The following is a 13,646-nucleotide window of genomic DNA, read 5'->3' on the forward strand; positions in this document are numbered from 1 at the left end:
AACTATATGGAGATTAGGTATGCTAAAGAAGAAGAAATAGAAAGTATAAAAGAAATATGGAGTTATTGCTTTAATGATAGTGAAAGTTTTATGAAATACTATTTTAATGATAAATATAAATATGAAAATACTGTAATAGCTTTAGATGAAGGAAAAATTGTTTCCTCTCTTCAGCTAAACCAGTATAAATTAAGTTTAAATAGTAAGGTATACAATACATCGTATGTAGTAGGGGTTTCCACACTTCCTGAGGGGAGAGGAACTGGCTATATGAGTAAAGTTATTAAATTTACTTTAAATGAGTTGTATAAGAAAGGACAACTAGTATCTATATTAATGCCAATTGATTATAGACTTTATAGAAGGTTTGGATATGAGCATTGTTATGACCAAATTGAATATACTATCAAAACAGATGATTTAAAAACTTTCAAGGCAAATGGAAAAATGATAAAAGCTAATTTATCACAAATTGATGATTTAATTAAAATAGATAAAGTATTTTTAAATGAGGTTAATGGTAATGTGTTAAAAGATGAACATTATTATGAAAACTTATTTAAAGAAATCCAAAGTGAAGATGGACATTTATATATCCATGAAGATAGTGAAAAAGATGGATATGTAATTTATTTTCTTCAAGGAGATAAAATGTTTGTCAGAGAGCTATTTTATAAAAACATAGATGCCCTTAAATCAATGCTTAAATTTATATATAATCACAATACTCAATGTAAGATAGTTACTATAGCTACTCCTATGATAGATAAGATAAGGTTTATATTAGACAATCCTAAAGACTGTGAGATAAAAATAAAACCTTTTATGATGGGAAGAGTTATAAATGTAAAGCAATTTATTGAAGATATAGATATTGATAAGGATATTAATGGCTCTATAAAATTATATATAGAAGATAAATATATAGAAGAGAATAATGGACTATTCAAAATATCTATACAAAATAAAAAAGTAATGTTAGAAAAATTAAATAAAGAATGTACAGATGAGCTTCAAGAGTGTTTTGATATTAAATTAGATATAAATGCTTTAACACAATTGGCATTTTCTTATATAGACATTGAAGAAGCACTTTTATTAAATAATATAAAGGGTATTTCAAAAAAAACAATAGAAATACTTAATTGCATTTTTTCTAAAAAAGATAATTATATAAATGAATATATATAGAAATGAAAATACGTCAAAAGATTTTAATAAATCTTTTGACGTATTCTTTTGTTTATAGAATAATTTCTTTTGTTTAAAAAATATTTATTTGAAAATAATCTAAATAATATGTTTTATAGAGGAGTGATTATGATTCAAATAAGAAGACCTTTACTAATTATATTAATATTTGTGATAGCTGTATCTTTTATTATCACAAATAAGAAGAAAGAGGATGAAAAATTTAATGATAAGATAATAACTATACAAGGAACAGTTAAAGGAAGACTTGAAAAGCCTAGATATAATCAGTATAAAGTAGGCGCTTTCTTAATAAATGATTACACAAGAACTAAAAATTTGAAAATTGGTCAGAAAGTTAATATTACAGGCAAATTTAAAAGTTTAGCTAAAATGAAATATGAAGATTTTGATTATGGAAGGTATATAAAAAGCACTGGATATAAAGGTATAATATATATAAATAGCTATAAAATTATTGGTAAGAATAAAATATATGACTTAATAGGTAAAGTAAAGTTTTACATAAATAAAACGTATAGATATTTATATAAGAAAAATTCGGATTTTATAAATTCTATATTGTTAGCAGAAGTTGAAAATCTGACAGATGAGCAAAAAGAAATGTTCACCAGAACAGGAACTAGCCATGTAATATCTATATCTGGTCTTCATACAGGCATACTATGTGTTGTAATTGCTTTTTTATTAAGAGGTATAAATAAATTGTATAAATTATTAATATTGTCGATTTTTATATCTTTATATTGTATAATGGTAGGTGCGTCTCCATCTATAATTAGGTCTATAACATTTGTTATGGTTTTCTATTTATCAGTCTTTATTAATAGAAAAAAGGATGGAATATCAACACTGTCTCTAATAGGGATAGTTTTAATTATAAATAACCCCTATGTTATATATAATGTAAGTTTTCAATTATCTTTTTTAGCTACATTCTCTATACTAATATTTTACAATAAAATAAATAGTATTATAAAATTAAGTATGGTATCATTGACAATATCGTCAAATATATTAACCTTGCCTATAATATATTATACATTTAAAGGTATACCATTGGTTTCAATCATAGGAAATTTAATCATAGTACCATTTATAGGTATAATAATGTATTTGAGTATTGCAAGTTTAATAATATTTAAAATAAGTGTAGTAATAGCTAAAATAATAGCTTTATTTAACAGTACATTGATAGAAATCATATTTTTTTTACTAGAGAAACTCAGCAATTTAAATTTTACATATATTGATATAGATAACCCTAAACTTTATATTGTAGTGATTTATTACATAGGAGTATTTTTTTACATATTTTACATAGAAGGAAAAGAGATAAAGGAGCAAGAAAATGGATTACAAGGATATTATAAGGAATATAAAAGATAAAAAACTTGAGAAAATGTATCTTTTTTATGGCAGAGAGTATTATTTAATAGAAAATGCAATAAAAGTCTTTAAAGAGAATTTAAACGAAGGAATGCTCGATTTTAACTTAGATATAATAGATGGAAAGGAAATAGTCTTAAATCAGCTTATAAGCTCTATAGAGACACTTCCTTTTATGGATGATAGAAAAATAGTAATAGTAAAAGACTTTGAGTTACTAAAAGGAAAGAAAAAGAATTTTACAGATAGTGACGAAAAATACTTGATAGAGCATTTAGATAATACTCCAGACACTACTACCATAGTTTTTGTTGTATACGGAGATATTGACAAAAGAAAATCTTTAGTTAAAAAGATAAGTAATAATGGAATTGTTTTTAACTGTGACAAGCTTTCTGATATGGACTTATTTAAGTGGATAAAAAAATCTTTTGCTCTAAATGAAGTTATAATAGAAAACTCTCAGATAATGTATTTTATTGAACAAGAAGGATATAGAGATAAAAGTAGTGAAAAGACTTTATCAGACTTAGAAAACGAGATAAATAAAATTAGCTCATTTGTTGGAAAGGGAAATAGTGTAACTAATGATATAATAGATAAATTATCTCCTAAAAAGGTTGAAAATGATATATTTAAGTTAATTGATTATATTGGAGAGCAAAGTGCTTCTAATGCAATGAAAATATTGAATGATATGATACAGGAGGGCGAATCTGTTTTAGGTATATTTTCTATGATAGCTAGACAGTTTAAAATAGTTATGCAAGTAAGACAATTACAATTAGAGGGATACTCAGCAAAACTTATAGCAGATAAATTAAAAATTCATCAATTTGTAATAGGAAAAGCATTAAAGCAGGCTAAGAACTTTTCTGATGATATAATCATAGAAATTTTAAACTATATATTAGAAAGTGATTATAAAATAAAAACAGGTCTTATAAGGGATACCTTAGCAGTAGAAATGTTGGTTAGTAGATACTGTAAAAGACAAGCAGTGTAAAAAAAATTATACATTAATAAAAAATAAATAGCAAGATATGTTATAGTTCAAAGTACAAGTAGGCTAGATTGAGTCTAAGAGTATATAATCTACTATAATATGTCTAACTATTTATTTTTTATTGTATAAATTTCCAAAATAAAAAACCCCTACATAGGGGTTATTATATATAAGAAATATAAACTGGTAATTAAGCGTTCATACCGTTTAACTTTTGAGCTAATTTAGCTACTTTTCTAGCTGCAGCATTCTTATGTATAGTTCCTTTAGAAGCTACTTGGTATATTCTTTTTTGAGCGTATTGGAACTTAACAACAGCATCCTCTCTGTTTCCAGCTGCAACAGCATCTTCGAATCTTCTTATTGCAGTTTTTATTTGAGATTTTCTAACTCTATTTAAAGCAGTTTTCTTTTCGATAACACTTATTCTTTTCTTAGCTGATTTTATATTTGCCACCGTGTTCACCTCCCTGTATTTTTTTCTCATATTCATCGTCAACATATTAGATTTTAACAGAAATAAATCTAAAAATCAAGGATTATTATTTATATATTTTAATAATGTTTTTTGTTTTGATTTTTTAGACTATAAATTATGTATAAATAATTTGAAATATTTTGTTTTTATGTTGATATATTTTGTTCTTTAAATATTTTAATAGATACAATTTAATATTTTATTTTTGTAACATATATCTTGAAATAATACAAATTATTAACATACATTTTGATAGTATTTCCAATAATTATAAGATAATACAAGAAATTACTCATTTTTATGGACTTAGTAATAAATTTTATAAAAATATGAATTTATATGGTTAATATGAAAGTTTTTCTATTAATTAAAGGTAATTTTTTTATTGTCGCAGATAAGCAGAACTATACTATCGCTATTTTTATTACTGTTGACTGTTTAATAGTTTTATATCATACTCTTGTATAGTCTAAAAAATTAGACTATAATAATTTTATGGATTAAAGAAAGGATTGATAAAGTGGATACAACAAAACTAATTTTAAATCCAGCTAGACTCCAAATTTTACAGTATATCAGAATTCATGGTAGTGTTCGTACATCTGATATTGTGAAGTATCTAAGTGATATTCCTCGTGCAACAGTTTACCACCATGTTAAAATTTTGGAAGATAACAATATGATTGAAGTAGTTAAAGAAAATCGTGTACGTGGTACAATTGAAAAAATTTATTCATTAAAGGAATATGCTTTGGATATGGAAGTAGATGCATCTGTTTCACTCTCTACAGCATTTCATATGGGTTTGATGCAAGAAATGAATGAATATTTTAGTTTAAAAAATCAAGACCATAAGAAAGACAATGTATTTTTCACTTCAGCATTGTTATATATAACTGATAGAGAATATGAAAATCTTCTTCAAAGTATAGTTGATTTATTGAAGCCATACATAGACCAAGAACCCAAATCAGATTTAAAACTCCGAAAACTCTCAATTATATCTTCTCCACCTGCAAAAAATGATGAGAAGAAGAAATAACAAACATTTTGTTTTTATAAGGAGGTATTATATATGAACTTTCATGAATTTGGGAATAAAAACAATCCACATATCATGCTGATTCATGGAGGTGGGAATGCATGGTGGAATTATTTACGACAAGCACGAGTATTGTCTGAATACTATCATGTAATACTTCCTACACTGGATGGTCATGGAGAAGAATACAAGACTACATATATTTCTACAGAGGATACAGCAGATAAATTGATGAAATATATAGATGAAGAATGTGGTGGTCATCTTTTTTCTCTGTGTGGAGTATCTCTTGGTGGACAGATTGTTATAGAGATTTTATCTCGAAAACCAGATATTACTGAAAAGGCAATTATTGATGGCAGTATTTGCTATCCTAGACCCAATATGGCACGAGCTTGTATGATGTCGATTCGATTTTTTAGAGGACTTTTATTTAGTGAAAAAGCTTGTAGATTTCAAATTGCTATAATGTCAAAATTATTTCCAAAAAACATGCAATATCCAGATGAAATTAAGAACTATTATATGAAAGATATGCCACATGTCAGAAAAGAAACACTCTATGCTATGTATCGTACTTATATGATGAAGTACACACTTAAGGAGAGTTTAAGAGAAACTACAGCACAAGTGATGTATTGGTATGGTGAAAAGGAAATGAAATGTGTAAAAAACTCTGCAAAGATGTTTCAGTCTTATGTACCTTCTTGTAAAATTTATGAAGCTAAGGGATATAATCATGGTTATCTAGCTATTTATTTGCCAAATGAGTGGTTGGAGATTACTGAACCATTTTTTCAACAGAATGAAATGATATAGAAATTATAAAGTTATTTTGATAAAAAGAAATGTATAATGAATGAAAATTTGACAGGAATTTGATAATATGAAATTGATAAATAGATTAAAAGGTAGCGCCTATATAAATAGTTGCTACCTTTTTATATTTGTAAATAGATGATAGTTAAGGAAGTTTACTGACTATTTACTGACCAAACTCAATTTTCTTACATTGAAAGCCTTAATTTTACTTGTTTTAAATAAATTTATAGTTTTTTGTTATAAAATACTAAATTTTGTTAACAATTATAATTAGCATTTAATTTATACTGGAGGTTTATATGATTAATGTAAGAACAGATTTGGCTTTAGAAGCTAGTGAAATGTGTGAAAAATCTCAAGAAGGAAGTAGTATTCCTGGGGTGGAAATAGAAACTAAAGAATTAGAAAATTGTGTTGTAACAAAAGTTGAAGTAATAGATGAACAAGGTTCAGAGATAATGAACAAAGATATAGGAAAGTATATAACCCTAGAAAGTAATCTTATGAAGTTTGATGATGATGAGTCAAGAGAAGAGATGATAAATTATCTAAAAGATGAATTAGTAGATGTATTTGGACAAGACAAAAATAAAAAGACACTAGTAATTGGTCTTGGAAATAGAAATATTACTTCTGATGCATTGGGTCCCAAAAGTGTATCTAAAACACTAGTAACTAGACATCTCTTTAAAAATTACAACAAGGATTATGATGATGATTTTACTGAGGTATCAGCTCTAAGTCCAGGGGTTATGGGTGTTACTGGGATAGAAACTAGTGAAGTAGTGAAGTCACTAGTTGAGAAAGTTAAGCCAGATAGAGTAGTAGCAATAGATGCACTAGCATCAAGAAAAATGGAAAGAGTAAACTCTACTATACAAATATCAACAGCAGGAATATCACCTGGTGGAGGTGTTGGTAATACAAGAAAATCTCTCACTAAAGAAACCTTAGGAGTGGATGTTATTGCAATAGGAGTTCCAACTGTGGTTGACGCAGCAACTCTTACTATAGATGTTTTGGATATGGCAATAGATAATTTAATATCTCAATCAGAAGAAACAGAAAGTTTTTATAATATGTTGAAAAAACTTAAAGAGGAAGAAAAATATCATCTAATAAAAGATTCGTTAGATCCATATGATAAGAACTTAATCGTAACACCAAAAGATATAGATGATACAATTGAAAATCTATCTATAATAATAAGTGAAGGTCTGAATAGATCTTTACATCCAGGTAGATTGTAAAATAAGGAGGAGCAAATATGTTTAAAAAATGCATTAAAGTAGTAACCTTGACTTTTATATTAGCATGCATTTTACCAGGAAAATCATTGGCTTTAAATCAAGATGACTTTTTAAAGTTTTTAGTAAATTCATCTTATCCAGAAGCTAAAGTCGAAGGAAATAATACAGAAAATAAAAAGAGTGATAAAAATAAAGAAGCAAGTAAAGAAAGTAAAGATGAAAATAAAAAATCTGAGGATGTAAGTAAAGCCGACAATAAGAAAGAAAGCGAAAAAGAATATATAAAACTTTATGTTGGTAAAGAAAATGTTCCAGATATTGAGTCAAAAAACTCAGATACAACTGAAACTAGTACTGCATCTAGTGCAGAGTATAAAGATGACTTAAGAGTGACTAAAGAAAATCCAAGAATTTTGATATATCATACTCATGGGTGTGAAACTTATTCAAACTCACCTGATGGAAATTATCATTCAAGAGATAAGAAAAATTCAGTAATGGAAGTAGGAAATGCATTAACTAGTGCTTTAGACAGTAAGGGATGGGGTGTAGTCCATACTACTAAATACCATGACTATCCATCTTATAATAACTCTTATGCAAGTAGTTTAAAAACAATAAAAAGTATACTCCCTAAATATAATACAGTGGACATAGCAATAGATTTACATAGGGATGCTAGGGATTTAACTAATCCAGCCACTAAAGAAAAAGACCATTTGAAATATACAACTATGATAAATGGAGAGAGAGTATCTAAATTCTTCTTTGTTGTAGGAGGAAAAAATGAAAATAAAGCACAACTTAGAGCTTTAGCAGATGATATAACTGCTTTTGCTGAAAAGAAATATCCAGGCTTGGTGTCTCCAATAGTAGAAAAAGACTATGCTAGATTTAATCAATTTGCAGTTAAAAATCACATGTTAATAGAAATTGGAAATAATGCAACGAGTATAGAAGAATCTAAGGCTACTACAAAGTATCTTGCTGAAATTTTAGATGAATATTTTAAACAAAAAAATTAGATTGTTTAGTGTAATTAGGAGCATGTTGAATGAGCCGATTAGAAAGAAATATAGAAGGTAAAAGTAAACAAAGAAAATATAAGTATATTATGAGAATTATATTTTTAGTTATTATGATTATAGGGACATCCATTTGTGTATTTATAGTTGATAGTAATGCTAAAAGTATGTTGGGAATAAAACAACATAATTATTTCTCAAGTATTAAATTTGATATTACAAAGTTTGATATACCAGATTTTGATATACACAAAATCGTTGAAAAATTTAATAAGTAGGAAATAAGTGAATAAGGTTTATTGATTAAAATAAGCCTTATTTTAGTTATGTATTTTTAATTGTATAAAATAAAAACACATTAACTATATTTTATAGGATTTACTTTAAGTTTATGATATTATATAATATTTAGTGTTAGACTTGATAATCCACATATAATGTGGATAATTTTGTTTAATGCCAATTAGTTTATATTCAAAAATTTAAAATTTGATATATAAAAAGTTTTTATATAATATAAAATGATAACTATAAGAATAATCAAGAGGAGGGAATTTAAGGTGGACAATAAACAAAGTAGAACTAGAAATTTTAGTATAATTGCACATATAGACCATGGAAAGTCTACCTTAGCTGATAGATTAATACAACAAACGGGGCTTGTCAGTGAAAGAGACATGAAGAGTCAATTACTTGATAACATGGATCTTGAAAGAGAAAGAGGAATCACTATAAAGCTTCAAAATATAAGATTAATGTATAAGGCGAAGGATGGAAATGAATATTATTTAAATCTTATAGATACACCAGGACATGTAGACTTCAATTACGAGGTATCAAGAAGTTTAGTAGCATGTGAGGGAGCATTATTGGTAGTCGATGCAGCACAAGGTGTTGAGGCACAGACTTTAGCTAATGTGTATCTTGCAATAGACCAAGATTTAGAAATATTACCAATAATAAATAAAATAGATTTACCAAGTGCAAGACCAGATGAAGTAAAACATGAAATTGAAGATATAATAGGGCTTGATGCAAGTGAAGCACCTCTTATTTCAGCTAAAACAGGTTTAAATATAGAAGATGTTTTAGAAGATATTGTAAAAAATGTCCCTGCACCTAAAGGAGATAATGAAGCACCATTAAAGGCGTTAATATTTGACTCTTATTACGATGCTTATAAAGGTGTTGTAGCCTATGTTAGAGTGTTTGAAGGAACTGTTAAAAAAGGTATGACAATAAAAATGATGAATACTAAGAAAAAGTTTGAAGTAACTGAAGTTGGTGTTATGGCTCCAGGGCAAACTGAACTTAGTGAATTATCAGCAGGTGATGTTGGTTATATTGCTGCTAGTATAAAAGACATAAGAAGCTGTCGTGTAGGGGATACAATAACAGATTCAAATAATCCTACAGAAGAACCTTTACCAGGATATAAAAAAGCTACTCCAATGGTATATTGTGGTATATATCCAGGAGAAGGTGAAAAATATGAAAATGTAAGAGATGCTCTTGAAAAATTACAAGTAAATGATGCTGCCCTTGAATATGAGGCTGAAACTTCAGCAGCACTAGGGTTTGGGTTTAGATGTGGATTTTTAGGTCTTTTACATATGGAAATAATGCAAGAAAGACTTGAGAGAGAATTTAATCTTGATATAATAACTACAGCACCATCTGTTATATACAGAGTTACAAAAACTGACGGAGAAGTTGTAATGATACAAAATCCTGCAAATTTGCCAGAAGTAGCTGAGATAAGAATGATAGAAGAACCTATAGTAAAAGGAGATATAATAGTTCCTAAAGATTATGTAGGTGTTGTTATGGAACTTTGCCAGGAAAGACGTGGAAATATGTTAAACATGGAATATATAGATGAGAGAAGAGTAATGCTTCATTACGACCTTCCTCTTAATGAAGTTGTTTATGATTTCTTTGATGCCTTAAAATCAAGAACTAGAGGATATGGTTCTCTTGATTATGAGATTAAGGGATATGTTGCATCTACTCTTGTAAAACTTGATGTTTTAATTAATAAAGAGCAAGTTGATGCACTTAGTTTTATTGTACATGAAACTCGTGCTTTCCCTAGAGGAAAGGCAATGTGTGAGAAATTAAAAGGAGAAATTCCAAGACATCAATTTGCTATACCTATACAAGCTGCTGTTGGTAATAAGGTTATTGCAAGAGAGACAATAAGTGCTTTAAGAAAAGATGTACTTGCTAAATGTTATGGTGGAGATATATCTCGTAAGAAGAAACTTCTTGAAAAACAAAAAGAAGGTAAGAAGCGTATGAGACAAATTGGCTCTGTTGAAGTTCCTCAAAAAGCATTTATGTCTGTACTTAAGTTGGATGAATAATTTATTAAATTTTTATAAATTTAGATAAATATACTTAAAAGCTAGAGTGATTTTAGAATTATTTCTAAATTAATCTAGTTTTTTTGTGGTATATTTTAATTAAACACATAGAGAATATAAGTAAGAGTATATTAAAGAAAAAATAAAAAAGGTGATATTTATGACTAATATAGAAATTCCTAAAAAAGTGGATTATATAATTAAAGAATTAGAAAAGAATGGTTATGAGGCATATGTAGTTGGAGGATGTGTGAGGGATTGTTTATTAGAAAAAATTCCAAATGACTGGGATATAACAACTAGTGCAAGACCTGAAAAAGTGGTAGAGATATTTGAAAGGACTATTCCAACTGGTATACAACATGGTACTGTAACAGTCATGATTGAACATGAGCCATTTGAAGTGACAACATATAGAATAGATGGAAGTTATAGTGATGGTAGACATCCAGATTCAATAGAATTTACAAATGATATAGTTAAGGATTTGTCAAGAAGAGATTTTACTGTTAATGCAATTGCATACAATTCAAAGACTGGATTAGTTGACCCATTTAATGGTTGTGAGGATATACAAAATAAGTGTATTCGTTGCGTTGGAAATCCAGTAGATAGATTTGAAGAAGATGCACTTAGAATGCTTAGAGCGATTAGGTTTTCTGCACAGCTTAATTTTAAAATAGCTGAAGATACTAAACAAAGTATCTACAGAAACGCAGATTTAATAAAATGTGTGTCTATGGAAAGAATTCAAGTAGAATTCAATAAAATGCTAATATCTGATTCATCTAAGTTAAATTTATTAATTTCAACAGGATTATTAAAATTTATAATTCCTGAAATATGTGACTTAGAAGATGTTATTCAAAATAATCCATATCATATTTATAATGTTGGAAAACATACATTGATAGCTACTGAAGTAATTGAAGATGAATTATATCTAAAGCTTACAATGTTATTTCATGATTTGGGTAAAAAAATTACTAAAACGACAGATAAAAATGGAATTGACCATTTTTATAGTCACAGTAGGGAGTCTGTCAAAATAGCAAAGCAAATTTTGAAGAGACTTAAGTATGATAATTATACTATTAATAAAGTTTTAATATTAATACAATATCATGATTATAGAATAGAACCAAAAAGAAAAATTATTAAAAAGTTATTAAATAAACTTGGAGATGTTGAACTATTTGAAGATTTAATAAAGGTTAATTGGGCTGACACACTTGCTAAAAACCCAAAATATGCAAAACAGAAAATATTAAACCTTATTGAGAGTGAAAAGGAATTTAAACATATAATAAGTCAAAATGAATGCTTTCATATTAAAGACTTAGCTATTAATGGAAACGATTTAATGTCTATAGGTGTTAAACCAGGTAAAGATATAGGGTATCTATTAAATAAGATGCTTGAAATTGTTATTAATAATCCAGAACTAAATGAAAAAGAAATTTTAAAAGGAAAAGTATTAGATATATACACATTTTAAGTTAAAAGATTAAACTTTAATTTAATTAATTTAAGATAGTAAATATAATTTACATTAAAAAAATAGACAGTCTTTAAAGGTTGAAATTATGAAGGTTGGTATTCTATAATTTTAAATGTATAGCAAATTAATATAAATTTAGTAAGTTAATATAAAAAAAAACTTTGGGAATACTAAAACCATAAATTTATAAAATTAATATTTTATGCACTTATAAAACAGTAAGGAGGGACATCATGCGTACTCAACTACAAAAGACTATTGGTCTTTCAGCAGCTCTTTCTACTGTTGTAGGTATGGTTATAGGTTCAGGAGTTTTTTTTAAGCCACAGGCAATATATACCACAACTAATGGAGCTCCAGGACTAGGTATTATAGCATGGCTTTTAGGTGGATTTATAACAATAACAGCTGGACTTACAGCTACAGAAATATCAGCTGCTATCCCAAAAACTGGTGGTATGATGATTTATATTGAAGAAATATATGGAGAAAAATTAGGATTTTTAACTGGATGGATGCAAACTGTATTATTTTTTCCAGGTACGTCAGCAGCATTAGGGGTAATATTTGCTCAACAAGCATCTGAACTTTTAAATATGAGTCCAAACAATATGTCAGTTGTGCTTCCAATAGCAATTGGAGTAATACTGTTTTTATCATTACTTAATATAATAGGCTCATCATTGGGAGGAAAAGTTCAGACAGTAGCTACTATTGGAAAAATGATACCATTAGCTCTAATAATAATATTTGGATTTATTAAAGGCCAAAGTAGTGAGATATTAAATCCATTTGTAGGTGATGGAGTTAATGTATCAAGTGCACTTGGACAAGTATTAATAGCAACGTTGTTTGCATATGATGGATGGATAAATGTCGGTGCTATCTCAGGAGAGATGAAATCTCCAGAAAAAGATTTACCAAGAGCAATAGTTGGTGGGCTATCATTAGTTATGGCAATATATATTATAATAAATGTAGCATATCTTTGGGTTGTGCCAGCAAGTGAATTAGCAACTGTTACTTCACCAGCAACATTAGTTGCAAAAAAATTATTTGGAAATTTAGGTGGAAAAGTAATAACTGTGGGTATATTAATATCAGTGTTTGGTACATTAAATGGATATTTATTAACAGGGTCAAGAATACCATATACATTAGCTGAAAAAGGAACTTTGCCTGCTTCTAAGGTTTTATTAAAAGTAAATTCTGGTGGGTCTCCTGTAAATTCAATACTGCTCATAACTGTATTAGCATGTATATATGCCTTATCTGGTCAATTTAATCTTTTGACAGATTTAACTATATTTTCAATATGGGTATTTTACGTATTGACTTTTGTTGGAGTTATAAGGCTTAGAAGAGAACAACCAGATTTACACAGACCGTATAAAGTTCCTTTATATCCAATAATACCAATTATAGCTATATTAGGTGGATTATTTGTAATAATAAATCAAATACTGACTTCAACAGCAGTATCTTTAGGTGGTATATTTATAACCCTACTTGGATTACCAGTTTATTATTATATGAAGAAAAAATAGTCATTTAT

The 13,646-nt window shown here is 27.6% G+C and carries 12 protein-coding genes; 11 read left to right on the plus strand and 1 reads right to left on the minus strand.

Annotated features, from left to right (window positions below; genetic code table 11):
• Positions 1 to 6 precede the first annotated feature (6 nt).
• The 3 genes from JJC01_06965 to holA all read left to right on the plus strand — a co-directional run bounded on the left by JJC01_06965 (position 7) and on the right by holA (position 3,607).
• Positions 7 to 1,191, plus strand: coding sequence for a GNAT family N-acetyltransferase (locus JJC01_06965; protein ID UDN59590.1), 1,185 nt, complete (start codon positions 7 to 9; stop codon positions 1,189 to 1,191).
• Between the two features lie 108 nt (positions 1,192 to 1,299).
• Entirely contained in the window at positions 1,300 to 2,601 is a 1,302-nt protein-coding gene (locus JJC01_06970) for a ComEC/Rec2 family competence protein (protein UDN60139.1), read from the plus strand.
• A complete protein-coding gene (holA, locus tag JJC01_06975) occupies positions 2,564 to 3,607 on the plus strand; it encodes a DNA polymerase III subunit delta (GenBank protein UDN59591.1) in 1,044 nt (347 codons plus the stop codon). Before JJC01_06970 ends, holA begins: the two co-directional genes overlap by 38 nt.
• A 190-nt stretch (positions 3,608 to 3,797) precedes the next feature.
• On the opposite strand, the gene rpsT is transcribed toward holA, so the two are convergent.
• Positions 3,798 to 4,064, minus strand: coding sequence for a 30S ribosomal protein S20 (gene rpsT, locus JJC01_06980; protein UDN60140.1), 267 nt, complete (start codon positions 4,062 to 4,064; stop codon positions 3,798 to 3,800).
• A gap of 541 nt (positions 4,065 to 4,605) precedes the next feature.
• Between rpsT and JJC01_06985 the strand changes: the two genes are divergently transcribed.
• The 8 genes from JJC01_06985 to JJC01_07020 all read left to right on the plus strand — a co-directional run bounded on the left by JJC01_06985 (position 4,606) and on the right by JJC01_07020 (position 13,638).
• The gene (locus JJC01_06985) at positions 4,606 to 5,127 is read left to right on the plus strand and encodes a helix-turn-helix domain-containing protein (GenBank protein UDN59592.1); all 522 of its coding nucleotides are present in this window, start codon (positions 4,606 to 4,608) and stop codon (positions 5,125 to 5,127) included.
• Positions 5,128 to 5,160: 33 nt separating this feature from the next.
• Positions 5,161 to 5,946, plus strand: a complete 786-nt coding sequence (locus JJC01_06990) for an alpha/beta hydrolase (protein UDN59593.1) — start codon at positions 5,161 to 5,163, stop codon at positions 5,944 to 5,946.
• Between the two features lie 302 nt (positions 5,947 to 6,248).
• Positions 6,249 to 7,199, plus strand: a complete 951-nt coding sequence (locus JJC01_06995; GenBank protein ID UDN59594.1) for a GPR endopeptidase — start codon at positions 6,249 to 6,251, stop codon at positions 7,197 to 7,199.
• Positions 7,200 to 7,216: 17 nt separating this feature from the next.
• Positions 7,217 to 8,224, plus strand: a complete 1,008-nt coding sequence (locus JJC01_07000) for a stage II sporulation protein P (protein UDN59595.1) — start codon at positions 7,217 to 7,219, stop codon at positions 8,222 to 8,224.
• Positions 8,225 to 8,253: 29 nt separating this feature from the next.
• Positions 8,254 to 8,502, plus strand: a complete 249-nt coding sequence (locus JJC01_07005) for a hypothetical protein (GenBank protein UDN59596.1) — start codon at positions 8,254 to 8,256, stop codon at positions 8,500 to 8,502.
• 243 nt (positions 8,503 to 8,745) lie between these two features.
• On the plus strand, positions 8,746 to 10,590 hold the full coding sequence (gene lepA, locus JJC01_07010) for an elongation factor 4 (protein ID UDN59597.1): 1,845 nt from the start codon (positions 8,746 to 8,748) through the stop codon (positions 10,588 to 10,590).
• Between the two features lie 160 nt (positions 10,591 to 10,750).
• Positions 10,751 to 12,088: a CCA tRNA nucleotidyltransferase gene (locus JJC01_07015; protein ID UDN59598.1), complete on the plus strand. Its 1,338-nt coding sequence runs from the start codon at positions 10,751 to 10,753 to the stop codon at positions 12,086 to 12,088.
• Between the two features lie 236 nt (positions 12,089 to 12,324).
• Positions 12,325 to 13,638 (plus strand): amino acid permease, encoded by a 1,314-nt coding sequence (locus JJC01_07020; GenBank protein ID UDN59599.1) that lies wholly within the window; start codon positions 12,325 to 12,327, stop codon positions 13,636 to 13,638.
• Positions 13,639 to 13,646 lie beyond the last annotated feature (8 nt).

It is taken from the genome of Clostridioides sp. ES-S-0010-02 (genome assembly GCA_020641055.1).
Taxonomy (GTDB): Bacteria; Bacillota; Clostridia; order Peptostreptococcales; family Peptostreptococcaceae; genus Clostridioides.

What these genes read in the sequence shown, in the direction of transcription:
- JJC01_07000 (UDN59595.1), top strand. Translation starts at nt 7,217, where the DNA reads ATGTTTAAAAAATGCATTAAAGTAGTAACCTTGACTTTTATATTAGCA.
- lepA (UDN59597.1), top strand. Translation starts at nt 8,746, where the DNA reads ATGATAACTATAAGAATAATCAAGAGGAGGGAATTTAAGGTGGACAAT.
- JJC01_06965 (UDN59590.1), top strand. Translation starts at nt 7, where the DNA reads ATGGAGATTAGGTATGCTAAAGAAGAAGAAATAGAAAGTATAAAAGAA.
- JJC01_06995 (UDN59594.1), top strand. Translation starts at nt 6,249, where the DNA reads ATGATTAATGTAAGAACAGATTTGGCTTTAGAAGCTAGTGAAATGTGT.
- JJC01_06970 (UDN60139.1), top strand. Translation starts at nt 1,300, where the DNA reads ATGTTTTATAGAGGAGTGATTATGATTCAAATAAGAAGACCTTTACTA.
- JJC01_07015 (UDN59598.1), top strand. Translation starts at nt 10,751, where the DNA reads ATGACTAATATAGAAATTCCTAAAAAAGTGGATTATATAATTAAAGAA.
- JJC01_06990 (UDN59593.1), top strand. Translation starts at nt 5,161, where the DNA reads ATGAACTTTCATGAATTTGGGAATAAAAACAATCCACATATCATGCTG.
- holA (UDN59591.1), top strand. Translation starts at nt 2,564, where the DNA reads ATGGATTACAAGGATATTATAAGGAATATAAAAGATAAAAAACTTGAG.
- JJC01_07005 (UDN59596.1), top strand. Translation starts at nt 8,254, where the DNA reads ATGAGCCGATTAGAAAGAAATATAGAAGGTAAAAGTAAACAAAGAAAA.
- JJC01_07020 (UDN59599.1), top strand. Translation starts at nt 12,325, where the DNA reads ATGCGTACTCAACTACAAAAGACTATTGGTCTTTCAGCAGCTCTTTCT.